24 protein-coding genes, 3 tRNA genes and 3 rRNA genes are annotated in these 26,598 nt (G+C 40.5%); 3 read left to right on the forward strand and 27 right to left on the reverse strand.

Going from position 1 to position 26,598, the window contains the following annotated elements; translation table 11 throughout:
* Window positions 1-33 precede the first annotated feature (33 nt).
* From LT090_RS14285 to LT090_RS14310, 6 genes are all read right to left on the reverse strand, one after another.
* Window positions 34-118: transfer RNA gene (locus tag LT090_RS14285), tRNA-Tyr, on the reverse strand.
* A gap of 10 nt (window positions 119-128) precedes the next feature.
* A 5S ribosomal RNA gene (gene rrf / locus LT090_RS14290) occupies window positions 129-243 on the reverse strand.
* Between the two features lie 220 nt (window positions 244-463).
* A 23S ribosomal RNA gene (locus LT090_RS14295) occupies window positions 464-3,354 on the reverse strand.
* Between the two features lie 467 nt (window positions 3,355-3,821).
* Window positions 3,822-3,898: transfer RNA gene (locus LT090_RS14300), tRNA-Ile, on the reverse strand.
* A gap of 23 nt (window positions 3,899-3,921) precedes the next feature.
* A tRNA-Ala gene (locus tag LT090_RS14305) sits at window positions 3,922-3,997 on the reverse strand.
* A gap of 80 nt (window positions 3,998-4,077) precedes the next feature.
* Window positions 4,078-5,618, reverse strand: a 16S ribosomal RNA gene (locus LT090_RS14310).
* The 16S, 23S and 5S rRNA genes sit together here with 3 tRNA genes alongside, the layout of an rRNA operon.
* Before the next feature lie 720 nt (window positions 5,619-6,338).
* Here LT090_RS14310 and LT090_RS14315 point away from each other — a divergent pair.
* A complete protein-coding gene (locus LT090_RS14315; RefSeq protein ID WP_068544245.1) occupies window positions 6,339-7,079 on the forward strand; it encodes a hypothetical protein in 741 nt (246 codons plus the stop codon).
* A gap of 104 nt (window positions 7,080-7,183) precedes the next feature.
* On the opposite strand, the gene fadA is transcribed toward LT090_RS14315, so the two are convergent.
* Window positions 7,184-8,347, reverse strand: coding sequence for an acetyl-CoA C-acyltransferase FadA (gene fadA / locus LT090_RS14320; protein ID WP_068544246.1), 1,164 nt, complete (start codon window positions 8,345-8,347; stop codon window positions 7,184-7,186).
* Between the two features lie 13 nt (window positions 8,348-8,360).
* The gene (gene fadB, locus LT090_RS14325; RefSeq protein ID WP_068544247.1) at window positions 8,361-10,532 is read right to left on the reverse strand and encodes a fatty acid oxidation complex subunit alpha FadB; all 2,172 of its coding nucleotides are present in this window, start codon (window positions 10,530-10,532) and stop codon (window positions 8,361-8,363) included.
* A 228-nt stretch (window positions 10,533-10,760) separates the two neighbouring features.
* On the opposite strand from fadB, the gene LT090_RS14330 reads away from it, so the two are divergent.
* Window positions 10,761-11,681, forward strand: a complete 921-nt coding sequence (locus LT090_RS14330) for a manganese-dependent inorganic pyrophosphatase (RefSeq protein WP_068544248.1) — start codon at window positions 10,761-10,763, stop codon at window positions 11,679-11,681.
* A 72-nt stretch (window positions 11,682-11,753) separates the two neighbouring features.
* Here the strand turns inward: LT090_RS14330 and LT090_RS14335 are convergent, their stop codons facing one another.
* The 8 genes from LT090_RS14335 to dusA form a co-directional block, all read right to left on the reverse strand.
* The gene (locus LT090_RS14335) at window positions 11,754-12,464 is read right to left on the reverse strand and encodes a TIGR04219 family outer membrane beta-barrel protein (RefSeq protein WP_068544249.1); all 711 of its coding nucleotides are present in this window, start codon (window positions 12,462-12,464) and stop codon (window positions 11,754-11,756) included.
* A gap of 29 nt (window positions 12,465-12,493) precedes the next feature.
* Entirely contained in the window at window positions 12,494-13,486 is a 993-nt protein-coding gene (locus tag LT090_RS14340; RefSeq protein WP_068544250.1) for a DUF2333 family protein, read from the reverse strand.
* Between the two features lie 10 nt (window positions 13,487-13,496).
* Window positions 13,497-13,943 carry a copper chaperone PCu(A)C gene (locus LT090_RS14345; protein ID WP_068544251.1) on the reverse strand — a complete coding sequence of 149 codons (447 nt, stop codon included), beginning with the start codon at window positions 13,941-13,943 and terminating at the stop codon, window positions 13,497-13,499.
* A gap of 119 nt (window positions 13,944-14,062) precedes the next feature.
* The gene (locus tag LT090_RS14350; RefSeq protein WP_068544252.1) at window positions 14,063-14,404 is read right to left on the reverse strand and encodes a hypothetical protein; all 342 of its coding nucleotides are present in this window, start codon (window positions 14,402-14,404) and stop codon (window positions 14,063-14,065) included.
* Between the two features lie 13 nt (window positions 14,405-14,417).
* On the reverse strand, window positions 14,418-14,627 hold the full coding sequence (locus LT090_RS14355; RefSeq protein WP_068544253.1) for a PspC domain-containing protein: 210 nt from the start codon (window positions 14,625-14,627) through the stop codon (window positions 14,418-14,420).
* A 252-nt stretch (window positions 14,628-14,879) separates the two neighbouring features.
* Window positions 14,880-15,542: a phage shock protein PspA gene (gene pspA / locus LT090_RS14360; protein ID WP_068544254.1), complete on the reverse strand. Its 663-nt coding sequence runs from the start codon at window positions 15,540-15,542 to the stop codon at window positions 14,880-14,882.
* 25 nt (window positions 15,543-15,567) lie between these two features.
* Window positions 15,568-15,906 carry a hypothetical protein gene (locus tag LT090_RS14365; RefSeq protein ID WP_068544255.1) on the reverse strand — a complete coding sequence of 113 codons (339 nt, stop codon included), beginning with the start codon at window positions 15,904-15,906 and terminating at the stop codon, window positions 15,568-15,570.
* Window positions 15,907-16,629: 723 nt separating this feature from the next.
* On the reverse strand, window positions 16,630-17,613 hold the full coding sequence (gene dusA / locus LT090_RS14370) for a tRNA dihydrouridine(20/20a) synthase DusA (RefSeq protein ID WP_082896990.1): 984 nt from the start codon (window positions 17,611-17,613) through the stop codon (window positions 16,630-16,632).
* A 207-nt stretch (window positions 17,614-17,820) separates the two neighbouring features.
* Here dusA and zur point away from each other — a divergent pair, with 207 nt between their 5' ends.
* Window positions 17,821-18,255, forward strand: coding sequence for a zinc uptake transcriptional repressor Zur (gene zur / locus LT090_RS14375; protein WP_068544256.1), 435 nt, complete (start codon window positions 17,821-17,823; stop codon window positions 18,253-18,255).
* Between the two features lie 17 nt (window positions 18,256-18,272).
* Here zur and LT090_RS14380 read toward each other — a convergent pair whose 3' ends face one another.
* The 11 genes from LT090_RS14380 to LT090_RS14430 form a co-directional block, all read right to left on the reverse strand.
* On the reverse strand, window positions 18,273-18,497 hold the full coding sequence (locus LT090_RS14380; RefSeq protein ID WP_068544257.1) for a DUF2375 family protein: 225 nt from the start codon (window positions 18,495-18,497) through the stop codon (window positions 18,273-18,275).
* 183 nt (window positions 18,498-18,680) lie between these two features.
* Window positions 18,681-20,108 (reverse strand): replicative DNA helicase, encoded by a 1,428-nt coding sequence (gene dnaB, locus LT090_RS14385; protein WP_068544258.1) that lies wholly within the window; start codon window positions 20,106-20,108, stop codon window positions 18,681-18,683.
* 269 nt (window positions 20,109-20,377) lie between these two features.
* Window positions 20,378-21,358, reverse strand: coding sequence for a DUF4097 family beta strand repeat-containing protein (locus tag LT090_RS14390; protein WP_068544259.1), 981 nt, complete (start codon window positions 21,356-21,358; stop codon window positions 20,378-20,380).
* 12 nt (window positions 21,359-21,370) lie between these two features.
* Window positions 21,371-21,865 (reverse strand): hypothetical protein, encoded by a 495-nt coding sequence (locus tag LT090_RS14395; protein WP_068544260.1) that lies wholly within the window; start codon window positions 21,863-21,865, stop codon window positions 21,371-21,373.
* 1 nt (window position 21,866) lies between these two features.
* Window positions 21,867-22,424 (reverse strand): RNA polymerase sigma factor, encoded by a 558-nt coding sequence (locus tag LT090_RS14400; protein ID WP_082896991.1) that lies wholly within the window; start codon window positions 22,422-22,424, stop codon window positions 21,867-21,869.
* A 195-nt stretch (window positions 22,425-22,619) separates the two neighbouring features.
* Complete coding sequence (locus LT090_RS14405; protein ID WP_068544261.1) at window positions 22,620-23,000, reverse strand: YbaN family protein; 381 nt, start codon at window positions 22,998-23,000, stop codon at window positions 22,620-22,622.
* Window positions 23,000-23,488 carry a YehS family protein gene (locus LT090_RS14410; protein WP_068544262.1) on the reverse strand — a complete coding sequence of 163 codons (489 nt, stop codon included), beginning with the start codon at window positions 23,486-23,488 and terminating at the stop codon, window positions 23,000-23,002. Before LT090_RS14410 ends, LT090_RS14405 begins: the two co-directional genes overlap by 1 nt.
* Window positions 23,489-23,496: 8 nt before the next feature.
* Window positions 23,497-23,865 carry a gamma-butyrobetaine hydroxylase family protein gene (locus tag LT090_RS14415; RefSeq protein ID WP_068544263.1) on the reverse strand — a complete coding sequence of 123 codons (369 nt, stop codon included), beginning with the start codon at window positions 23,863-23,865 and terminating at the stop codon, window positions 23,497-23,499.
* A 44-nt stretch (window positions 23,866-23,909) separates the two neighbouring features.
* Window positions 23,910-25,238 carry an HslU--HslV peptidase ATPase subunit gene (gene hslU, locus LT090_RS14420; protein WP_068544264.1) on the reverse strand — a complete coding sequence of 443 codons (1,329 nt, stop codon included), beginning with the start codon at window positions 25,236-25,238 and terminating at the stop codon, window positions 23,910-23,912.
* Window positions 25,239-25,325: 87 nt separating this feature from the next.
* Window positions 25,326-25,844, reverse strand: a complete 519-nt coding sequence (gene hslV, locus LT090_RS14425; RefSeq protein ID WP_068544265.1) for an ATP-dependent protease subunit HslV — start codon at window positions 25,842-25,844, stop codon at window positions 25,326-25,328.
* Between the two features lie 86 nt (window positions 25,845-25,930).
* Entirely contained in the window at window positions 25,931-26,518 is a 588-nt protein-coding gene (locus LT090_RS14430) for an SPOR domain-containing protein (protein WP_068544266.1), read from the reverse strand.
* Window positions 26,519-26,598: the final 80 nt, after the last annotated feature.

Here is a 26,598-nt window from a genome sequence, read left to right on the forward strand (position 1 = left end):
AAAAAGCCTGCTCGGAAGCAGGCTTTATAATGATGGTGGAGGGAGGTGGATTCGAACCACCGAAGGCGGAGCCGTCAGATTTACAGTCTGATCCCTTTGGCCACTCGGGAACCCCTCCAAAATTAGAAGCCTGGCGATGACCTACTCTCACATGGGAACTCCCACACTACCATCGGCGCAATTGCGTTTCACTTCTGAGTTCGGCATGGGATCAGGTGGGGCCACAATGCTATGGTCGCCAGACAAAAACTTGTTAAACAATTTCGAAAGCTGAATGAGATCCTGAAACAAGTTCAGGAAGTCGATATTAAACGTTTTTCTCAAGTATTCTTTTTAATGCGTGAACTCTCTTTCAAAGAGTGTCAAACAACATACAACATACGACCTCCATGGATGGAGGAAGTGCTAGAAATTGTCTGGAACAATTTCAGTGCATACTCAAACAAAACTGTTTGGGTGTTGTATGGTTAAGCCTCACGGGCAATTAGTATCAGTTAGCTCAATCCCTCACAGGACTTACACACCTGACCTATCAACGTTGTAGTCTCCAACGACCCTTTAGGGGACTTAAAGTCCCAGTGAGAACTCATCTCAAAGCCTGCTTCCCGCTTAGATGCTTTCAGCGGTTATCAGTTCCGAACGTAGCTACCCGGCAATGCCACTGGCGTGACAACCGGAACACCAGGGGTTCGTCCACTCCGGTCCTCTCGTACTAGGAGCAGCCCTCTTCAATTCTCAAACGCCCACGGCAGATAGGGACCGAACTGTCTCACGACGTTCTAAACCCAGCTCGCGTACCACTTTAAATGGCGAACAGCCATACCCTTGGGACCGACTTCAGCCCCAGGATGTGATGAGCCGACATCGAGGTGCCAAACACCGCCGTCGATATGAACTCTTGGGCGGTATCAGCCTGTTATCCCCGGAGTACCTTTTATCCGTTGAGCGATGGCCCTTCCATACAGAACCACCGGATCACTATGACCTACTTTCGTACCTGCTCGACGTGTCTGTCTCGCAGTTAAGCTGGCTTATGCCATTGCACTAACCGTATGATGTCCGACCATACTTAGCCAACCTTCGTGCTCCTCCGTTACTCTTTGGGAGGAGACCGCCCCAGTCAAACTACCCACCAGACAGTGTCCCCAAGCCCGATAAGGGCTCTAGGTTAGAACATCACGCATACAAGGGTGGTATTTCAAGATTGGCTCCACCACATCTAGCGACGCGGTTTCAAAGCCTCCCACCTATCCTACACATGTAGGAGCAATGTTCACTGTCAAGCTATAGTAAAGGTTCACGGGGTCTTTCCGTCTAGCCGCGGGTATACGGCATCTTAACCGCAAATTCAATTTCACTGAGTCTCGGGTGGAGACAGTGTGGCCATGATTACGCCATTCGTGCAGGTCGGAACTTACCCGACAAGGAATTTCGCTACCTTAGGACCGTTATAGTTACGGCCGCCGTTTACCGGGGCTTCGATCATGAGCTTCGCAGAAGCTAACCCAATCAATTAACCTTCCGGCACCGGGCAGGCGTCACACCGTATACGTCATCTTTCGATTTTGCACAGTGCTGTGTTTTTAATAAACAGTTCCAGCCACCTGGTTACTTCGACTCTCCTGTGCTTACTCCGCAAGGGATTCACACTAGAGAGCGTACCTTCTCCCGAAGTTACGGTACTATTTTGCCTAGTTCCTTCACCCGAGTTCTCTCAAGCGCCTTAGTATTCTCTACCTAACCACCTGTGTCGGTTTGGGGTACGGTTCCTATATATCTGATGCTTAGAAGCTTTTCCTGGAAGTAAGGCATCAACAACTTCAACTCCGTAGAGTCTCGTCTCGTATCTCAGTGTTAACAGCGTCCCGGATTTACCTAAGACACCCACCTACATACTTTCACATGGACAACCAACGCCATGCTTGCTTAGCCTGCTCCGTCCCTCCTTCGCAATATATAGAAGTACAGAAATATTAATCTGTTTCCCATCGACTACGCGTTTCCGCCTCGCCTTAGGGGCCGACTTACCCTGCCCTGATTAACATGGGACAGGAAACCTTGGTCTTTCGGCGGGGGAGTTTTTCACTCCCCTTATCGTTACTCATGTCAGCATTCGCACTTCTGATACCTCCAGCAAGCTTTACAACTCACCTTCAACGGCTTACAGAACGCTCCCCTACCACTCTTACAAAGTAAGAATCCGCAGCTTCGGTGCATAGTTTAGCCCCGTTACATCTTCCGCGCAGACCGACTCGACTAGTGAGCTATTACGCTTTCTTTAAAGGGTGGCTGCTTCTAAGCCAACCTCCTAGCTGTCTATGCCTTTCCACATCGTTTCCCACTTAACTATGACTTTGGGACCTTAGCTGGCGGTCTGGGTTGTTTCCCTTTCCACTATGGACGTTAGCACCCATAGTGTGTCTCCCGGATAGTACTCATTGGTATTCGGAGTTTGCAAAGGGTTGGTAAGTCGGGATGACCCCCTAGCCTTAACAGTGCTCTACCCCCAATGGTATTCGTCCGAGGCTCTACCTAAATAGATTTCGGGGAGAACCAGCTATCTCCCGGCTTGATTAGCCTTTCACTCCGACCCACAAGTCATCACCGCATTTTTCAACATACGTGTGTTCGGTCCTCCAGTTGATGTTACTCAACCTTCAACCTGCCCATGGGTAGATCGCCGGGTTTCGGGTCTATGCCCTGCAACTAAACGCGCAGTTAACACTCGCTTTCGCTACGGCTCCCCTAATCGGTTAACCTTGCTACAGAACATAAGTCGCTGACCCATTATACAAAAGGTACGCAGGCACCGGACTAAATCCGGCTTCCACTGCTTGTACGTATGCGGTTTCAGGTTCTATTTCACTCCCCTCACAGGGGTTCTTTTCGCCTTTCCCTCACGGTACTGGTTCACTATCGGTCAGTTAGGAGTATTTAGCCTTGGAGGATGGTCCCCCCATATTCAGTCAAGATTTCTCGTGTCCCGACCTACTCGATTTCATGATAAGTTTATTTTCGTGTACGGGGCTATCACCCTGTATCGCTGTCCTTTCCAGAACATTCCACTAACTTACAAACCACTTAAGGGCTAATTCGCGTTCGCTCGCCGCTACTAACGAAATCTCGGTTGATTTCTTTTCCTCGGGGTACTTAGATGTTTCAGTTCTCCCGGTTCGCCTCATAACGCTATGTATTCACGTTACGATACCCGCCTTACGACGGGTGGGTTTCCCCATTCAGAAATCGAAGACTATAACGGTTTTTATCACCTTGTCTTCGCTTATCGCAGATTAACACGTCTTTCATCGCCTCTAACTGCCAAGGCATCCACCACATACGCTTAGTCACTTAACCATACAACCCCAACCAGTCTTTCAACTTTCGAGTGACTTGGTGACAAAACCAAATCTGAATGTACGTCTGACATTTTCACGCATTCAATAAGAATGAGATAACTTATCAACAAGTTATCTATCTCAAGCATTGCTGCTTGAGCCTTGAGTAAGAACAACTAACATAACGACTATGTTAGTTATAATTCGACAATCTAATGATTGTCTAAATGTGTTTCTGTAAACAGAAACTCATTGGTTGATAATTCGCATGCGTTTATGACTGGTGATCATAAACACGAATTATCGGGTTTAATATCAGCTTTCCAAATTGTTAAAGAACAGTGAGTTAAAAACTCAAACGAAGCGTCATGCTTCGTTTGAATTCTCAATAAAAAGACAATGTATTTTAAGTTTAATCAAGGCGTTTAATGACGACGTGTGGTTTTTCTACACGAGTCGTTAAACAACGCAGAGTAAAGTTAAAATTGGTAGGTCTGAGTAGACTTGAACTACCGACCTCACCCTTATCAGGGGTGCGCTCTAACCAGCTGAGCTACAGACCTATTATATAACTACAAATCAGAAATGGTGGAGCTAAGCAGGATCGAACTGCTGACCTCCTGCGTGCAAGGCAGGCGCTCTCCCAGCTGAGCTATAGCCCCATTTTACTGAGTATGTCTTTTTACGTTCGTTATCAGGCAATTTGTGTGAACACTCAACGAAGTTGAGAAATTACTTAAGGTAAGGAGGTGATCCAACCCCAGGTTCCCCTAGGGTTACCTTGTTACGACTTCACCCCAGTCATGAATCACAAAGTGGTAACCGTCCCCCCGAAGGTTAGACTAGCTACTTCTTTTGCAACCCACTCCCATGGTGTGACGGGCGGTGTGTACAAGGCCCGGGAACGTATTCACCGTGGCATTCTGATCCACGATTACTAGCGATTCCGACTTCATGGAGTCGAGTTGCAGACTCCAATCCGGACTACGACAGACTTTCTGGGATTCGCTCCACCTCGCGGTCTCGCTGCCCTCTGTATCTGCCATTGTAGCACGTGTGTAGCCCATCCCGTAAGGGCCATGATGACTTGACGTCGTCCCCACCTTCCTCCGGTTTATCACCGGCAGTCTCCTTAGAGTTCCCGACACTACTCGCTGGCAAATAAGGATAGGGGTTGCGCTCGTTGCGGGACTTAACCCAACATTTCACAACACGAGCTGACGACAGCCATGCAGCACCTGTCTCAGAGTTCCCGAAGGCACTAATCTATCTCTAGAAAATTCTCTGGATGTCAAGGGATGGTAAGGTTCTTCGCGTTGCATCGAATTAAACCACATGCTCCACCGCTTGTGCGGGCCCCCGTCAATTCATTTGAGTTTTAACCTTGCGGCCGTACTCCCCAGGCGGTCAACTTAGCGCGTTAGCTACGCTACCCACAGATCAAGTCTACAGACAGCTAGTTGACATCGTTTACGGCGTGGACTACCAGGGTATCTAATCCTGTTTGCTCCCCACGCTTTCGTGCCTCAGCGTCAGTATCTGTCCAGGTGGCCGCCTTCGCCACTGATGTTCCTTCCAATCTCTACGCATTTCACCGCTACACTGGAAATTCCACCACCCTCTACAGTACTCTAGATAGCCAGTTCGAAATGCAGTTCCAAGGTTGAGCCCTGGGCTTTCACATCTCGCTTAACAATCCGCCTACGCACGCTTTACGCCCAGTAATTCCGATTAACGCTCGCACCCTCCGTATTACCGCGGCTGCTGGCACGGAGTTAGCCGGTGCTTCTTCTGTCGCTAACGTCACAGATGCAGAGTATTAATCTACACCCTTTCCTCACGACTGAAAGTGCTTTACAACCCGAAGGCCTTCTTCACACACGCGGCATGGCTGCATCAGGGTTTCCCCCATTGTGCAATATTCCCCACTGCTGCCTCCCGTAGGAGTCTGGGCCGTGTCTCAGTCCCAGTGTGGCTGATCATCCTCTCAAACCAGCTAGAGATCGTCGCCTAGGTGAGCCATTACCTCACCTACTAGCTAATCTCACTTGGGCTAATCTAAAGGCGAAAGGTCCGAAGAGCCCCTCCTTTGGTCCGTAGACATTATGCGGTATTAGCAGTCGTTTCCAACTGTTGTCCCCCACCTAAAGGCATATTCCCAAGCATTACTCACCCGTCCGCCGCTCGTCATCTTCTAGCAAGCTAGAAATGTTACCGCTCGACTTGCATGTGTTAAGCCTGCCGCCAGCGTTCAATCTGAGCCATGATCAAACTCTTCAATTAAAAAGTGTAATGTGAACCAACAAGTGGTTCGGCTCAATGAATTCTGTACTCTTACTTCCGAAGAAGTAAGTTTCAAATAAAACGTACTTATCTAATGTTATAAAAACATCGTTTAAGTATGTATATTTGTGTAGTCATTCACTGAGTAAGTTTTGAGTCCGAAGACTCTGGTAAAATCTACATCAACGTGAATGTCCACACAAATTGCATGATAACTAATTGTTAAAGATGGCTACACGATGTAGTTATGCAAATCTGTTCATGGATGAACGTATTGATTTGTATTCTTTTCATGTAGAAGTGATAATCGCATTCGTTATTCACTTGGTGCCCCGTTGGCCTTGGCCCGAAGCAGGATGCGTATTTTACTCATCCTCGTTTTGAAGTCAACAGCTAATTTAAAGTATTTTCAAATTAAATTGTCAACGTTTGTAATCAGCGATAAACGCAATCCCAAACCTTCAAACTATTCTAGGCAATCGCCGTAGAAGAGGTGCGCATTTTAGGGATTTTTTGGTTAACGTCAATAGCTTTTTTTCTAAACCAGTAAAAATAAGGATCGTTTGCGCAAAAAACACTCAAAAAGAAAAGATCATGATTAAAAAACAGCCTTAAAAATTTGAGAACCTTAAAATTAAAAGGATCTTTAATTGCTTATTGAGGGAACTTATAGTTAGATATATGTTCAAAAAAATAATAAAAGTATCTCTTAGGATAATAATGAAAGTACTAAAGATTTTAGTCTGTATCGTCAGTATTAGTATAAGTAGCCTTACAACTGCTGCTACTAATCAAGAGCAAGTTCTAAATAAGATGTTCAACAAACATAACGAACAACAAATTTCAGTTGAACGAAGTGTGAGTAGCTTATTAAAGAGTTATCCAGAATTACAAGAGAGCATCATTACATTAGCATTTAAAAAATACCCAGATAAATATAAACAAGTGATCCGCGGTTCTCTTAGTGCAGCTCCTTCTCATGCACATAAAGTAATTGAAATTAGTATGGAACAAGAAGTTGCACACTGCGATGAGATCATTAAAGTCGCAATAAACTTTGAACCCGCTTATGCTGATGACATTGTTTTGATGGCAAGTGAACTCCACCCAAACGATCGTAATCAAGTATATATAACTGCACTTAATGCTAAACCGGTAATGGCACCAAGTGTTGTAAACTCAGTTATTCATCGATATCCAGATGATTTCGACGAATTATTAAATATTGCTTTTGAGCAATTACCTGATTCAGTAACATCATTGACTAATAACGCATACACGAATTTTCCCGATAATGGCGAGAATATTTTGAATTTATCACTTAAAAATAGTACTGATAAAAACTTAAAAGAAATTGTAGAATCTGCAACTAAAGCAGGATTAAGTAATAGCACTATAATCGATGCGGCTATAAATGCAGGTGTAGAAAAGGAAGCGGTAGAAGAGATATTTCCAAGTTAAATTGTAAAACTATTCTATCGTATTATATGTTCGTTGTAGCTTAACAATACAAGTTAATAAATCAAAAAGGGAAGCTAATGCTTCCCTTTTTTAATTCTGTGATTTTAAACTCGTTCAAATACAGTGGCGATACCCTGCCCTAAACCGATACACATAGTCGCCAGTCCAATATTTGCATCTTTTGCCTCCATTAGGTTAACCAAGGTGGTAGATATACGAGCACCAGAACAGCCCAGCGGATGACCCAGTGCTATTGCTCCACCATTAAGGTTAACTTTATCATCCATTACATCTAACATATCAAGAGCTTTCATACACGATAGCGCTTGTGCTGCAAATGCTTCGTTAAATTCAGCAACATCTATATCTGCAACACTAAGGCCTGCACGTTTTAGTGCTTTGTTGGTTGCCGGAACTGGCCCGTAACCCATAGTCGCAGGATCACAGCCAGCAACGCCCATACTGCGGATCTTCATTCTTGGAGTTAAGCCTAATTCTTTGGCTTTTTTCGCAGACATGACAAGCATCGCACTTGCACCATCCGATAACGCAGATGAAGTACCAGCAGTAACAGTGCCGTTAACAGGATCAAATACCGGACGCAAACCAGATAAACTTTCAACGGTACATTCTGGACGAATCACTTCATCTTGAGTAATAAGCTTCAATGTTCCTGTAGCATCATGACCATTGATTCCAACAATCTCATTATCCCAACGACCTTTTTGTTGAGCAGCAAAAGCTCGTTGATGGGAACGTGCACCAAACTCATCTTGCAACTCTCGGGATATGCCATGCTGTCTACCAAGTAACTCTGCTGTTAAGCCCATATTGCCACCAGCTTTAGCCATATACTTAGCCATCGCTGGAGCAAAGTCTACATCGTACATCATTGGTACGTGACCCATATGCTCAACGCCACCAATTAAAAATACATCTCCTTGACCTGCCATAATTGACGTAGATGCATCGTGTAAAGCTTGCATAGATGAACCACATAAGCGATTAACTGTAACACCAGCCACTGACTTAGGTATGCCAGCAAGTAGTGCTGCGTTGCGAGCAATATTAAACCCCTGCTCTTTAGTTTGTTTTACACAACCCCAGATAACATCTTCAATGTCATTAGGATCTAATTTAGGATTACGTAGCAAGATTTGCTTCATCAAATCTGCTGATAATTGTTCCGCTCGAACATTGCGAAAAACACCCGCTTTTGAACGCCCCATTGGCGAGCGGATACAATCAATAATAACTACTTCGTTCATAACTTACTCCGCTCTACTTAGCTGTTTTAACATCAGAAGTGAAATACGATTTGCCAGTTTTCGCCATCTCGCGAAGACCGTCAGTAACTTGGTATATTTCGCCTAAATGGGCATATTTATCGGCAGTGTCAATGAAAGACTGTAAACCTACAGTTTCAAGGTATCGAATTGGTCCGCCTCTAAATGGAGGGAAACCAAGACCATATATTAGTCCCATATCTGCTTCAGCAGCAGTGTCGACAACCCCTTCTTCTAAACAGCGAATTGTCTCATTGATCATAGGGATCATTAATCTTGCAATAATTTCGTCCGCTTCAAATTGCGCAGGTTCAGCACAAATACTCGACATTAATGCAATACTTGATTCACTTGCCACTTTTTGTGGACGACCGCGTTTGTCTTTAGAATGCTCATAAAAGCCAACACCATTTTTCTGACCAAAACGATTATCTTTATAAAGCGCTTGCACTGGATCTTTATCACTTTTAGCCATTCGAGTTGGAAATCCTGCAGCCATTACATCTGTACAATGGTCAGCAGTATCAATGCCAACAACATCAAGTAAATAAGCAGGTCCCATTGGCCAGCCGAATTGCTTCTCCATTACCTTATCAATGGCGGTAAAGTCTGCACCTTCAACTAATAGCTGCCCAAACCCAGCAAAGTAAGGGAATAGAACTCGGTTAATATAAAAACCAGGGCAATCGTTTACAACAATAGCTGACTTGCCCATTTTCGTTGCATATGCAACAACTGCTGCAACGGCTTCCTCAGAAGTCTCTTTGCCACGAATAATTTCAACTAATGGCATCTTGTTAACTGGATTGAAGAAATGCATACCACAAAAGCGTTCCGGCTTGTCGATGCTTTGTGCTAATAAGTCAATCGAAATTGTAGACGTATTCGAGGTAATAATCGCATCATCAGCAACGCTTGCTTCAACTTCCTTTAATACCGCAGCTTTAACTTTTGGATTTTCTACTACCGCTTCAACCACGATATCAACGTCAGTCATGCTGTCGTAAGTTAATGTTGGTGTAATACTATTAAGGACTTGCGCCATTTTCTTGGGTGCCATGCGCCCCTTATCAACTAATTTTGTTAAAATACCTGCAGCTGTCGATAATCCAAGATCTAACGCTTTGTTATTAATATCTTTCATAACAATCGGTGTGCCTTTATAAGCCGATTGATAAGCGATACCGCCGCCCATAATACCTGCGCCTAAAACAGCCGCACGTTCAACTTTCTTGGTAGCAACTTTAGATGCCTTTTTGGCTTTACCTTTAACCACTTGATCAGATAAAAACAAACCAACCTGTGCAGCACATGCATCGGTTTTAGCCAACTTTCCAAAGGCTTCGTTTTCTAGCAGCATCGCGCCGGTACGATCTAGTTTTACTGCTTTCTCTAATAAGTTAACTGTCACCATCGGTGCTGGGTAATGTTTACCAGCTTTTGCAAACACCATACCTTTAGCGGTATTAAAGCTCATTGCATGTTCTATCGGCGATAATAATACAGGAGATAGTTTTTCTTGTTTACGAGCTTGCCAATCTAAATTACCAGCGATTGCATCTTTAACCATACTAATAGCAGAAGCTTTTAAGTTTTCTGGCGCAACAACGGCATCAATGGCACCAAAGTCGAGTGCTTGTTGTGCTTTATACGCTTTGCCCGTAGTCATCCATTCAAGAGCGTTATCAACACCAATGACACGAGGTAAGCGAACTGTTCCACCAAACCCAGGCATTAATCCTAGCTTAACTTCTGGTAAACCAATGCTCGCAGTAGTATCAGCAACTCTGTAATCACAAACTAGGGTAACTTCACAACCGCCACCTAAAGCGAAACCATTAATCGCTGCAACGGTAGGGATGTTTATATCTTCAAATAAATCAAAAATATCGCTACTTGATTTAAATACGCCAGCAATTTCTTCATCTGGGGTTTTAAATAATTCAGTGAATTCGGTAATGTCGGCGCCAACAATAAATGTTGATTTAGAAGAGGTGACGATTACGCCCTTTGCTTCTGAACATTCATTGATAGCAATTATCGCATTTTTATATTCTTGTAAGGTTGCAATATTTAACGCATTTACAGAACCTTTTGCATCAAAACACAATTCAACGATACCATCGTCAAGTAACTGAACTGACAGGCTATTGCCTTGATAGATCATACCTTAACTCCTTCTTATAGCTAGATTATTGATTACCAAACATAATAAATTAATGTTCAATATTTTTTAATTTTGTTGCCAAAGTTTGCCTTGTCTGAAATAGCAAAGCAACCATTATTTAAACAAGCGTTTTAATTTGTTGTTTTAATCTACAAATTATTTTTTATTAAATATCCCATTTTCACAATATTTTGCTAGAATAGCGGGCAATTAAAGGAGACTACTTATATGCCAGCTTACGTTGTGGGACACAAAATCCCTGATTCAGACTCAATTGCGTCTGCCATTGCTTTATCATATTTAAAAACATCTATCGGCGAACCAACGGTTCCTGCACGTTTAGGTGAACTTTCACCAGAAACTTTATTTTTGTTAGAAAGATTTGGCTTTGAACAGCCAGAGCTAAAAACAAGTTATGCAGGTGAAGAGATTTATATTGTAGACCATTCTGATAAAGTTCAGGGGCCAGACGATATAGATGAAGCAACAATATTAGGCATTATCGACCATCACAAGTTAGGTGACATTACTACATCAACACCTCTAGAAATTTGGGTTCGTCCTGTAGGCTGTACTAATACCATCATTAAAATGATGTATGATTTTCACAATGTTGCAATCCCTAAAGAGATTGCAGGTTTAATGATGGGCGCTATTCTAAGCGATACCGTTATCTTTAAATCACCAACTTGTACGACTGCAGATATCAAATGTGTAGAAGCATTAGCTGACATTGCAGGAATTGAAGATTACAAAGCATTCGGTATGGAAATGTTTACAGTGAAATCTGCAGTGCTAGGTACACCAATTAGGGATTTAGTATTACGTGATTTTAAAGACTTCAATATGGGCGGTAAAAAGGTTGGCATCGGTCAGTTGGAAGTTCTAGATTTATCGATTTTCGATGCAATGAAAGACGACTTACAAGCAGATATTGCCACGTTAAAAGCAGAAGGTGAACGTCATAGTGTTATGTTGTTATTAACAGACATTATGAAAGAAGGCTCAGAAGTATTAGTGGTAAGTGATGATAATGACTTAACCTTGAACGCTTACGGTAAAGCAACGACTGACGGAAAAGTATGGTTGGATGGCGTGCTTAGTCGTAAAAAACAAGTCGTGCCACCGCTGCAAGACTCACTAGCATAGTCAGAGTTAGAAAATAAAACGGGAAGCAAATGCTTCCCGTTTTTGTATCTTATCAATTCGAATATGAATTTTTTAGAAATGAACTTCAATACCTGCGTATGCACCGTCAAATTCTAGATCTGCATAAACATCATCAACATCATCTAATTCAACTTCTAATACTCGATATCCGGCCATCAAACTAACATCAACGATCATATTATCAATAACTTTCCAAGCAACACCCGCTTGATAATCTAATAACGTATTGTCGTCAATGCTTAAGAAGTTTCCTTCGGCGACCAAACTCAGACCTGTAAGAGGTAATCCGATTTCAGTTGATAAGTACAATAATGGAATAATTTCATCTACTTCATCGATATCAAAGTCATCGGAGATTTCACCGTCTAATTGTTTACCTGTTATACCAAAATCAAATGAAAAAAGGCCGTTATCAAACACTTCATAATAAAGCGTAAAGTCCGTGTGCGTTAGGTCAACTTCACTATCGATACTGATACTCGCGTTATCAATCAACATACCGCTAGTTGTAAGTTCTGAATGAGCTACTTTCAAATTAGGAATAAAAGGAACCGGGTGCTCTAATTCAATATAAAAACGCCCGAGCGTTTCATCTTCAAATGAATACTGATTATCCTGAAAGTCTTTTGTTTCACCATGGCTACCAGAAGCGGCCATATCCCAACCTTGAGCACCAACGTAAACACCAAAAAGTGTGTCGGCAGCAGCTGAAGTACTTGTTAACAACATTAACGAACTAATTAACGCAGCTGTTTTATTCATATTTTATTACCCTGTTTTTATTATTGGAATTAACCTTGACTTAATAATTCTCTTAAATCAATTAATGCGGCGTTTGCTCTTGATATATAGTTAGCCATTACCAATGAATGATTTGCACCAATACCAAAACCACTGCCATTTAAAATCATTGGACTCCAAACCGGCTCTTGTGTCGCTTCAAGTTCTCTAATGATTTGACTTACACTTACTGATGCATTTTTAGTTTCTAAAACATCAGCAAAATCTACTTCTATCGCTTGTAACATGTGAAGTAATGCCCAACATGCACCACGCGACTCATAAAATACATCATCTATTTTCCACCAACTTGTTTTCACAATAACTGCTGAAGCAGACATGGTTGACTGTTGAGCATTTCTTTCGCCAGCTAAATCAGTGTTTAATTGGTTTCTACCTACGCTAGAACTTAAACGTTGAGAGTAACTACCAAGACGCTTTTCGATTTCTCTTAACCAATCTCTTAAATTATCAGTTCGAGCATAAAACTGAGCATCTTGAATCAAAGGATCAGCTAAATTATTACGATACTTATATAAATCTTCAATTGCTGACGAATACTCACCTTCAGCACTTGGGATAGCCCAGTTGTATGCATCAATATTAAACTTAGGTTGTGCTTCTTTTAAATGTTTATTTTCTAATGATTGAGACTGCGAACGACTAAACGATTGACGCATTGCCAACGACATATCTCGAACCATTTCTAAAACACCGAATTCCCATGCAGGAATATTGTCTAAAAATAATGATGGCGGCATTATATCATTAGAAAGGTAACCACCTGGTTTGTCCTGTAGTTTTTCAGCAACTCTGATTAATGTCGTTGTTGTGGTATAGCCAACAACTGGCTTAACACCTTCTGCCTTGGCGTCTGCAATAGCTTGTTCACGAACATCAAACATGTCTGGTTCAAAACTCCAAAACACACCCAATAAATAAAATAGAAAAACCACAACCAGCGATATGGTTGTAACTGATTTAAATGAAAAATTAAATTTCATGATCTAATCCTTAGTGATGATGACGTTTCTTTTTAATGCCTTTCACCGGCATTAAAATTTTAATTGGCGGGTGATTTTCAAACTCCAACGCCATGGTAATTTCAGTATCAGCAACGAGCGGCTTATCAATATCAAAAATCATTATATGATAGCCATGGGGCTGTAATTTCACATTGTCATTTGCTTTTATAATAATAGAATCAACTTGCTGCATTTTCATCATATCTTCTGTCATTATATGTTGGTGTAACTCAATTCGAGAACTGACATTAGACTTAGCAGCCGTTAGTATTAGTTCTTTATCTGAGTTATTGGTGATCAACATATAAGCAGAACTAATTTTAGTACCAGGGATCGTTTCACGAACATATTGTTCGCTCACTTCGATATCTGCGGCAAAAACATTAAAAGTAATTGATAATAAAGAAAGGATAGATAAAGTTTGTCTAATATTCATCAAGATATTCCATTTAACACTAACTATTTGAATAATCCCTTATTTATTAACATTGAACAATGAAATTTTGGGTTTATTTTGAAATAAATGGAAATAAAGCCAATAAATCAGACTTTATCCTAATTATACTGGCTTTGAGGTTTGTCTCGAGTACAAGCGTAGATTAACAATGCGACAATCAGTACCGGCCAAAAAACAGATAGGCCGAACACAACAAACGTTGCTACTAACGCCATCACGGTAAAAATTAACGCTCCGAATATACTTAGTATAATCGCCAACGCGACTAACACCATTACTACTGCAGCCAATGCTGACATGCTAATAGCTTGGATTGGTTCTATTTTATCTTGATCGATATAAATATCGATATTGAACCAATCGATAACGCTAATACCTAGTATATAGGTCATCAGTATCGTCGCCATAATTGCCAATAATAAAGATTTGAAAAAAGTCATTTCGAACTCTTTATTAGTATCTGTTTGGCATTAAAAGCGCCGCTACAAAATATGCGACTACGGTTGCAACTGGCATCATAAAACCTAGTACTACTGTTGCAGCTCTTACACCAAATGTTGGTAAATCAAAGTGACGCGCAATACCTGCACAAACACCGCTTATTTTCTTGTGGACTAAATCTTTACGTAACCCGTGGTCCACGCCGTATTTTCTGCTAGTCATAATCTTCTCCAAATTTCTTAGTTAAACAATTGCAATTAAATCTAATTTACTTTCTCAGTCTTGGCTGCCTTTGTTAGCTTTGCAGGGCTGTTTTATTTGTTGTGATATCACAACTTAATTTTTAAGCCTGTAAACGTCTTGCTAAACCAAATACCCCTGCACCAACAAAAAATGTTAATACTGGAACTAACCAAAGTGTAAAAATAATTGAAAACGGAAACATAACATCCTACCTGTTTAAACATGAACGGCTTAGCCGTTCACTACTTTTTTCTTTAATTGAGCTAATTGCTCGTTTATTAAATCGTCATTTTCTAATTCAGCGAACTGACTTTCTAAGCTACTTTTTTGGGTTAAATCAAATGCTTCAACTTGAGCTTCTAAGTCGTCTACTTTTTGCTGGTAACGTTCAAACTTTTCGATCGCGTTATCGATATTACCGCTATCAAGTTGCTGCTTTGCTTTTAAACGAACTACTGCAGATTGTTGACGCATGGTAAACGTTTTTTGACGTTGCTTAGCTTCAGCCAGTTTGTCTTGTAAACGCTGACAGTCTTCTTGGATCGAATTTAAACCTTCATCGATTATGGCAACCTGTTCAGCTAGTTCTTGTTGTTGTTGAACGTACTTTTGTTTTTCAACAAGGGCGCTGCGAGCCAAATCTTCACGGCCTTTAGCAAGCGCTAATTCTGCCTTTTGCTGCCAACTATTAAGTTGATTGTCTACATTACGTTGTTGACGTGAAAACGTTTTTTTCTCTGCGATGCTTTTGGCTGCTTGTGCTCTAACTTCAACTAGAGTCTCTTCCATTTCTTGCACGATCAAACGTAATAGTTTTTCTGGATTCTCTGCCTTTTCTAATAAGCTATTGATATTGGCATTGATGATATCTGTTAATCTTGAAAACATTCCCATGAGTTATCTCCTTATTATGGTTTAATTAGTATTGGTCTACTTCTACTTGCTTTAGATCTTTGTTATGAGCCACTTGTGCAATCTCACGAATTTGAACTTTTGGCATACCCTTGTCTGATTTAAAGCTTGAGTTGATATTAAAATTACCTAAGCCTTCTTCAATGCTATAACTGATGTCTTGTTGAATTTGGTTAAACACAGCAGACGCTTGTTGTTTCACCATCATGCCAACAGCGGTTTCTAGAGATACTAGTTGCTCAGCTTTAGCTGAAGTCATTGCCATTGCACTTACTGTTAATAATGTTGCTAAAATACCTACTTTCTTAGTTACATTTTTAGTTACCGAATTAGTTACTGTGTTCATTTTGTTTTCCTCGCCTATTTTGTTTAGGTGTAATCTGTTTATAATAAATTTGTTAACTTGCCGATATGAATACAAGTGCCGTGCCAACTATGTAAAAAACTTGTTAACCCTTTATTTTAATTGGCTTACAGCACTATTAATAAATTTAACAGTTTCAGAAAAACCACTATTCAACAAAAACAATATAGTCAAATACACCAACTATTTAGTTATTTTGACCAAACAATTCTAGACGAACAAAAACACACAAAAAGTATCTAAGAAAGGATAAATAGAAGCTGCTTAAAACTAGTTAAAATTGCTATAGGTCGAGATAGGAGAAATAAAAAAGCCTTAACATCAAAGTGTTAAGGCTATCATTCAAGGTTGTTCTATGGGTTAGTGCAAGAATTATAATGCTGAGCAATGGCTATAAAGAGTTACCATTAATAGTCTCCATTAGACTAACTAATAGCGAACCTGTTAATAAACAAGCTCCCGGTAGCAGCAATAACCAAAACATTTGAATTAAAAAAACCATAAAAAACCTCAATCAAGATCTTGTGAATATACCTATTAGTCGCAGCTAATTACAAAAAGGTTTAATTTTTTGTTAATTATTTTTTAAAAGTTTTTTAACACCCCATATGGAACCTATTTTCTCCATATGAGGAATTAGCTAGGAAGTCGTGTGATATGAGTGAAACTTGAAATTGATACTAGGTAGTGAGATTTTAATAAGAATTAAAAATCGAGTTGGCCGGTCAGCGCAAACGCTTCACGCAACACACTCGAATCAGCCCCTTCGCGGCCAGCATTTTCACTTAGATAGCGGCGGTAGCGTCTTGCGCCGGGCAAACCATTACAAAGGCCGAGCATATGCCTCACTACATGCCAAACTCGCCCACCGTTTGCAACGTTTCGATCAATGTAGTCACACATAATTTCGATAACTTGTTCGCGAGTAATTTGAGCTTTAACGGCGCCATAGACAAGTTGATCGGCTTCACTCAACAGATAAGGGTTTTGATAAACTTCGCGTCCAATCATTACACCATCAATATGCTGTAGATGGTCAACGGACTCTTGTAATGTCTTAATGCCGCCATTTATTGAAATCTGTAAATTAGAAAAGTCTTTCTTTATCTGGTACACACGGGAATAATCTAACGGCGGTATTTCACGGTTTTGTTTTGGGCTTAAGCCGCTTAACCAAGCTTTTCGAGCATGAACGATAAAGTGTTCACAACCTGCTGAAGAAACTTTGTCGATAAATGTATGTAAAAATTCATAACTGTCTTGGTCGTCAATACCAATTCGAGACTTAACAGTGATAGGCACAGACACTGCTGATTGCATTGATTGAACACATTCAGCGACTAGATCAGGCTCTGCCATCAAACAGGCACCAAAACGACCATTTTGAACTCTGTCGGAAGGACAACCAACGTTAATGTTTATCGCATCATAACCTAGCTGCTCTGCTTTTTGCGCACATTCAGTTAATGCCTTTGGATCACTGCCACCTAATTGCAACACCAATGGATGTTCCTCTTGGTTATAAGACAGGTAATCCCCCTTACCAAATAAGATAGCACCGGTCGTAACCATTTCGGTATACATCACGGTGTGACTCGAAAGCTGTCTTAAGAAAAAACGACAATGGCGATCAGTCCAATCAAGCATTGGAGCGACTGAGAGTTTTTCAATAAATGGTGCAGAATTCAATGCTAAAAACCTTAAACAAGATGATTATGAAAAGACGTTAAGTGAATTATTATATCACTAATTCACTTCGCTACTGCAAGCAAATGTTACGGTACTCTTAAGTGTTATAGAAATTTAACTCACAATATGAGTGAGGCTGTTACTTAATAAACACTGTGATACACTGTCGGCATTACTTAGCATTTTTACAAACTTACGATAACTCAGATGGACTCAACACAATTACTTGAACAAGCCCGCAAGCGCTGTCAACAAAGTGGAGCGCGTTTAACTACCGCTCGAGAACAAATATTTTTGCTTATGGCAGAAAATGAAGGTGCTATAGGTGCTTATGATTTATTAGAAAAGCTTAAAGTAATCGACCCTGGAGCTAAACCTGCCACGGTTTATCGTGCACTTGATTTTCTTGCTGCCCAAGGGTTTGTCCATAAAATTGAATCTATTAACTCATTTCTGTTATGCCACCATTTCAGTGATTGCAATCATCCAGTACAGTTACTTATTTGTGATAATTGTGGGAGTGTAGAGGAAATTCAGTCGAACAACCTAGATTTAGCTATTCGAGCGATGGCAGATGCAAGTGGATTTAAGATCAGCCAGCAAATAGTAGAGGCACACGGCCACTGTCAAAGCTGCCAGTAAAGACGCCCGCCATTACTTTATCTTGCTGTTTTCGCAAATATAGAACGGTCACCCAATGCATTTCGTACATTACAAATACCATCTAAAACCGCGACAATGATTTTGTTATCTCGATAAGAAGATGGAAAAACAACTCGTTCATCTTCGCCAACATCCAGATCTGTTAGCACATCCGAGCATATTGAAGTCATATCGTTGTGATCGTAATAAAGTACAGTGATTTTATCTACGTTATTTCCCATTACACTAACCCTTTGAAAAGTATAGATATACCTCACTTAGTGAGTATCCCTTTGCTCTTAACATTCTTTTGAGCTAAGCACACTATAGCTGTTATTAGTACATTCGTCTATTTTATGAGCAGTTAAAGTGGAAGACAATCTTAACTGCTACATTGGTTAGGAGGTCGGGGACAAAAATAAAGCTTAATCTTCATCCATAATTCCGCCAGGTCCGGCAAAATTATCAAAACGTGAAAATTGACCTTGGAAGGTTAAACGAACGCGTCCTATCGGACCATTACGTTGTTTACCGAGGATGATTTCTGCGGTGCCTTTATCAGGAGAGTCTTCGTTATATACTTCGTCACGATAGATAAACATAATCAAATCAGCATCCTGCTCTATGGAACCTGACTCCCTCAAATCTGAGTTGATAGGACGTTTATCAGCACGTTGCTCTAGGCCACGGTTTAACTGAGAAAGTGCTATAACTGGAATATTTAATTCTTTTGCTAATGCCTTTAATGAACGAGAAATTTCAGCAATTTCCAAGGTACGATTATCACTAAATTGAGGCACCCGCATAAGCTGTAGATAATCAATCATGATCATTGATAGGCCGCCATTATCACGATGAATACGGCGAGCTCGAGAACGAACTTCTGTTGGTGTTAGACCTGCAGCGTCATCGACGAACATTTTACCTTTTTCCATCAACAAGCCCATCGTTGAAGATAGGCGAGCCCAATCCTCATCGCCTAATTGGCCAGTACGGATTTTGGTTTGGTCAATACGACCCAATGATGCCAACATACGCATCATGATCTGTTCTGATGGCATCTCTAATGAAAAGATCAGGGCAGGTTTGTCCTGCATCATCGCGGCATTTTCTGCCAAGTTCATCGCAAATGTTGTTTTACCCATTGATGGACGGGCAGCAACGATGATTAAGTCCGACGGCTGCATACCAGCAGTCATTTTATCTAAATCGGTAAAACCGGTCGATACACCAGTTACACCATCGTGTGGTGTTCCATATAGTTTTTCAATTCTATCAACGGTCTTTTCCATTACAGAATGAATATTTTCAGGGCCTTCTGATTTATTGGCACGCTGCTCTGCGATTTTGAATACTTTCGACTCGGCAAAATCAAGTAATTCTGCACTATCTCGACCTTGCGGATCATAACCTGCGTCGGCGATGTCATTGGCGACTTTAATTAACTCACGAGTAATCGCTCGTTCACGAACAATATCGGAATAAGCCAAAATATTTGCAGCTGATGGCGTATTTCGCATCATTTCAGCAAGATATACAAAACCACCAACATCATCAATTTGTTGTTGGCTTTCTAACGCCTCTGACAAAGTGATTAAATCAACCGGATTGCCTTTTTCAATTAATTCCGCAACGCATTCAAAAATAATACGGTGCGCACGTGAATAAAAATCTGCAGCAACAACTCGTTCGGCTACGTTATCCCAGGCACTATTATCAAGCAGTAAACCACCTATCACCGATTGCTCAGCTTCCATAGAATGTGGAGTCATTTTAAGTTGCTCAACCTGTTTATCTTTAAACTGATTGTTAGCCTGTTTTTTAGACTGGCCCTTAGCCTGGTTTTGCGCCATTACTGCCGTTTTCCTGTGATAATTTGAGAAATTTACTCGAGCTAGACGAGATTTTATTGAACTGCATAATTTAAGCTATTTAAGGGAAATATAGAAGTAAAAGTTCGGTAGATGAGAATAAATTATTTTTAACGTTATTTTTTTTATTAGGGTCAATTGGCTATGAGTTTACTATGAGCATATGTTTATCAAAGACTTAACTAATATAAAAAATCGAGTGACAACAAAGTTTGTCACTCGATAATATAATGCTGATTTATTTGTCGATGTTATTGATAAGACAGTTTAATGCGGCCACTCACTGTTGATGCTTTAATCACACCGCCGCCTGAGCCTACAACGGTATCTAGTCTTGAAGAAGGTCCATGTTTGGCTTTATCAACCGGTGTATCATTTAATTTATTAATCAAGCGGCCGCCAGCATCACTGCGAATGGTAATATCGGCATTTAATGATTCATTTAAAGCTAAGCTAACATTACCACTTACGGTAGAAAACTTTACTATGCCATCGTCGCTTAAATCTAATTCGCCGTCGATATCACCACTAACAGTATTCATACTTAGTTCAACAACCTTAGCTAGAGCAAGGATCATGTCACCTGATACAACCGATGCTTTCACTTTTTCAGCATCGCTCGTTGCATTTACGTCACCGCTCACCGCATGATAACGCAAGTCGCCTTTAGAGCCTTTGTCGATAATATTGCCACTAACTGTAGATAGCGTAACACTGCCACTTAATGCTGTAGTTTTAACATTTCCGCTAACACTTTGAACGTTAATTTCGCCGGTTAACTGGCTCGCTAATACTTTTCCACTGACGTTATTTAAATTTACATCGGCGTTTACATTAGAAATTTCAACATCGGTAGAGACACCAGAAAAATCAACATTCAATCCACCCGGAATTTCAATCAGTAAATTAGATTCTTCACTTTCACTATTCCAAAAACTGCCACCAACGTGGCTCGGCATTTTTACTTTAACAACAACATCTTTGCCCTGTTGTTCAAAGATAAATTCTGTCGACTTTTCGTCTAAACGACCTACTACCCAAACCTCTTGATTTGATGTGCCGACGATAGTTACTTTACCGCGCATATTTTCGATAATGACATTGTCAGCATCTTTAACTGTAATACGTTGATCAACTGCCTTGGCAAACGCACTGCCAGCCATCACTGTGGCTGCCATAACTAAGGAGAAAATGGCGAAGATAGATTTGTTAATTATTTTGTAATCAGACATAACGTTTCCAAATTAGATAGTTTGCCATTTCGGCGTATAAATTTGTTCAAGTAAATTCAACTCTTGTTGTTGGGTCCACTGCAACAAATTCAATAAGTTGGCATTTTCTGGGTCATCTTTTAATGCTGTTAGTAAGGACTCTCTGGCTGCTTGTAAGTCAGCAAATTGCTTTTGCATATCAATAGGCAACGCAGTTAAATCCGGTCTACCAAAACTCACCAACATGGTTTGCTTATGTTGATCATATTGTTCAGTTAGCGTGTCGATCGCACTTACCTTGGCAACAACCTCAGATTTATTAAAATCGACCTTCCACGTTAATAACATCGCTAACGCTAATGAGGCAGCAAACGCATAAGGCTTTATACTTTTAGGCTTTTCAGCCGTTTGGCGTTGGTGCTCTAACGCATGCTCTATGCCTGGCCATAAATCGCGGCTAGGTTTGATCTCTGACTGCAAATTATCGATTTGCTTTTGTAGTTCGGCATCTGTCATTGATTTATTCATACTACAACCACTCTTTAAGTAAGTTACGCGCTCGATGATAATGTGATTTGCTTGAGCCTACCGCCATATTCAACATGGTCGCTATTTCCTCATGGCGATATCCTTCCACCGCAAATAATACAAAAACTAATCGAGCTTTCTCTGGTAACCGTAAAATCATTTTATCCATATCAGAAAGATCTGAAATTTCGTTACCCGCTTGTTCCGCCTGTGGCTGCTCTTCAATACTAAACACTTTTTGCAGCCAATTTTTTTGCTTACGAATATGAGTTAATACCGTATTGGTTGCCACGGAATGCAACCAGGTAGAAAATTTTGCATCACCACGGAAATTGTCCATTTTCAGCCACACTTGTACGAACACCTCTTGGGCGACGTCTTCTGCTTGGTCGGCGCTTGATAGCATGCGATAACATAGTGCATAAACACGACCAATATGTAGTTGGTATAAGTGATTAAACGCCTGTCTATCGCCCTGCTTCGCCTGCAAGATCCATTCGAGCTCTTGCTTTTCGGCGAATACCTGTTTGGCATCGATGACTGAACTTTGTGCTGACAATTTTATTTCCAGTTTTTAGTTATTCTGTAAGCTTGTTAAATAAGATGCGAAAACTTTTGAAAAGGTTTAAAAAAAATTAAATTTATTTTTCGCACACTAAGATTGTTGTTATTGATTTAAATATACAACATTAATCAACGACTTATTTAAATTTATCAGAAATTAGAAACACTAGAGTTTATTTAGAAAGGAAAACTACTTATGAGAAGGCTCAGTCGATTGACAAACTTTTAAGTTATAAACCACTAAAAAGCCAATTAACAGCAGCACAATTGTCGCGATTTGGCCATATACGTTAGGCAACATGATTACTGAACTGCCGCCAAAAACAATAATACTTAGCATCGCGATACGTTTCGCTTTTAGAGGTATACAGCGACGATGATGCCAGTTATGTAGGATTGGACCAAATAGTTTATTGTTTAGCAGCCATTGATGGCAGCGTTTTGATGATTTAGCAAAACAAGCCGCTGCGACTAATAAAAATGGCGTGGTCGGTAATACCGGTAAGACGACGCCAGCAAGTGCCAGCGCGACGAAACCAAAACCAACCGCGATAAGAAGGTAGCGCTTCATTACTCAGCTGCTGGTTTAGCCCAAGGATCACCGTCGTGATACTTAACTTGCATACCTTTTAAGAAGTTACGCAGAAATTGATCCTTACACTGTCGAAAGTTTTTGTGGGCAGGCTTTCTAAAAAACGCACTTAATTCTGACTTGCCTATGCGAACATCGGCTAGTTCCATAATGTTTATCATATCGACGTCATTAAGGTTTAATGCGATTTTAAGCTTACGTAGTATAATGTTGTTATTTAAATTTGACTCAGGTTTTGCTTGAGGACCGTCCTTTTTGCCGCGATTTTTGTTGATAAATCCGTTTAAAAAGATGGCTAAATTAGTATCCGTTAAGTTAACGTATTTCTCATCCTCTTCTTTTCGCATCCAGTGATGATATTGTTCAATATCAACGGTCAAATCCGCTTCAGCAAAAATACTAAGCATGTGTGAATCGCCATAATTAAAGATGTAGCGGATGCGGCGTAAAATATCGTTATTGGTCATTACAATGCCTATAGTACTTGTTTTATTTCGATCATAGCTTCGCGGCTATGACCAGTCGTGGCAAGCGCATCAAGATACTCCTGCCATAGACGAGCTTTATTGTGGGCGAATTCTTCTAGGATCTGTGCGCTGTAGATAGCATTATGCGTATCATCAAAGTGCAATCGAAAACCATGTTTAGCAACCGTATCAATCGCGACTAAATTCACCATTTTTTGGTTGCTTACCGGCTGGTTTGGTTGACCTTTTTTCGCGGCTTTAATTGCGGGAGAATAAACACGTAAGAACTCAAAACTTAAGTTTTGTTGAAATTTATCGGCAAACTCAATGCTTAATTGATTATTGCTACGATCAATTGTTATGCGTTCGATTGGCATTTATGCTCCCTCGTTAAAACCGTCTGCTATCAGTATGTCGTTAATTATAGAATAAAGCGACTTAAGTCTTCATCTTTAACTAACACATCTAATTTAGATTCAACGAATGCTTTATCAATACTAATGGTTTGACCGCTTTTTGAGTCCGCACTAAAAGATAATTCTTCAATCAGGCGTTCCATAACTGTATGTAAACGACGGGCACCAATGTTTTCGGTTGTTTCATTTACTTGCCATGCTGCAGTAGCTATCGATTTAATACCGTCTTCGGTAAACTCAACCTTCACCCCTTCCGTCGCCATAAGAGCAATGTATTGCTCTGTTAATGACGCATTAGGTTCGGTAAGAATACGAACAAAGTCATCAACCTTAAGGGCTCTTAACTCAACACGAATTGGTAAACGACCTTGTAATTCTGGAATTAAATCACTCGGTTTTGACATCTGGAATGCACCAGAGGCAATAAACAAAATGTGATCTGTCTTTACCATGCCATGTTTAGTGCTTACTGTTGAGCCTTCGACTAATGGTAGTAAATCACGTTGTACACCTTCGCGAGATACATCAGGACCAGAGGTATCTGCGCGCTTACAAATTTTGTCAATCTCATCGATAAAGACAATGCCATTTTGCTCTACCGCATAAATCGCTTTTTCTTTTAAATCGTCTTGATTAACTAATTTGCTCGCTTCTTCTTCTTGCAATGCTTTAAACGCGTCTTTGATTTTCAGTTTACGTTTTTTAGTTTTATCTTGAGATAGGTTTTGGAACATACCTTGTAATTGGTTGGTCATGTCTTCCATTCCAGGAGGTGCCATGATTTCCATGCCAATTTGCTGCTGGGCAACATCAATCTCAATCTCTTTGTCGTCTAATTTGCCTTCACGTAACTTTTTACGAAATACCTGACGAGTCGATGAATTATCCGTTGTTTCTTCTTCACCAAAGTTATTGCGGGGGTTAGGGATCAAAACATCTAAAATGCGTTCTTCAGCAGCTTCTTCGGCTAAATGCTTTACTCGCTTCATCTCTTGTTCTTTAGTCAGCTTTACTGCCATATCTGCAAGATCACGAATAATGGTTTCAACTTCTTTACCAACATAACCTACTTCGGTAAATTTGGTCGCTTCCACTTTGATAAATGGTGCATTAGCTAGCTTGGCTAGTCGGCGGGCAATTTCAGTTTTACCAACACCCGTTGGACCTATCATCAAAATATTCTTAGGCGTTACTTCTGCACGTAATTCATCGTCAAGTTGCATGCGGCGCCAGCGATTTCTCAATGCAATTGCGACGGCTTTTTTAGCGTCATTTTGACCAATGATATGGCAATCTAGTTCGTGAACAATTTCACGTGGAGTCATATTTGACATGAAAACATTCCTATATGTCTGACAGCGAATTTCAATCGTTGATAGTTAATTGTTAATTGTTAGCAACTTGATTAAAACTCACTGTGATTAAATTTCGTCAATAGTGTGATTTAAGTTGGTAAACACACAGATATTGCCAGCGATAGTTAAAGATTTTTCAACGATATCACGGGCGCTTAATTCAGTATTTTCAAGTAGCGCAATGGCTGCTGATTGTGCGTAGTTTCCGCCTGAGCCGATTGCGATAAGATCATTTTCTGGCTGCACAACATCACCGTTACCGGTAATGATTAATGATGCGGTTTCGTCGGCAACAACTAACATCGCTTCTAGCTTGCGAAGTGCACGGTCGCTGCGCCAGTCTTTGGCAAGTTCAACAGCTGACTTAGTTAAGTGGCCTTGATGCATTTCAAGTTTGCTTTCAAAACGTTCAAACAGGGTAAAAGCGTCTGCTGTACCACCAGCAAAACCGGCTAATACTTTGTCATTATATAAACGACGAACCTTACGGGCGTTACCTTTCATTACGGTATTACCTAGGGAAACTTGGCCATCACCGCCAATACATACTTTGCCGTTACGTCGAACAGATACGATAGTAGTCACATTAAACCTCTATAAATAAAACCGGAGTGCAAATAGGCACTCCGGACAATGTCTTAACTTTAATGTGGGAATAGATCCCTTGGTTTTCAAGTCCAAGGATAAATTTTGCAGTAATTAATTTGATTGGCGCGTAATTTATGTTTGGCTTTTTCAGCACCGCGTTTGTTCTCGTACGGTCCTAAAACCACTTTGTACCAAACCCCATTTTTACCATTAGATTTTCGAACTTGTGAGCTTAACCCAGAAAATGCAATTTTTGCCTTTAACTCTTCTGCTTTGGCTGATGTTCTAAACGAACCACATTGTAATTTTTGCGGTCCTTTAGACTTTGTTTCATAGGTTCCTTCAACAGAGACTTCACGCTCTTCTAAAATATCATCGTAGGTCCATTTGTCTTCTGGCGGCTCAGGTAAATCGCTGCTTTTTGTTTTCGGCTTAGTCGTTTCCGCTGGCGTTAACTCTATTTCAGGTACCGTGACATCATCTGGTTTATTCGCTCGTAAACTTGTTAGCGCCCATACCACAGCAGCGATAATAGCTACGATGGTAAAGATATTGATCATTGCTTTCATACCGTTTTGTGGCGTAGCTTTTTTACCCTTAGCTTTTTTTTGATAAGGGTTTTTCTTTTTTTTTGTCGTACGAGGACGGGAAATGTAATCTTGATGAGCCATACAATCAAAAAACTTATTATTAGAATATTAAGGTCAATTTTAACCAACCAAACCTTAATGTACAGTGTTTTATCTTGATA

This window comes from Thalassotalea crassostreae, from assembly GCF_001831495.1.
GTDB lineage: Bacteria > Pseudomonadota > Gammaproteobacteria > Enterobacterales > Alteromonadaceae > Thalassotalea_A > Thalassotalea_A crassostreae.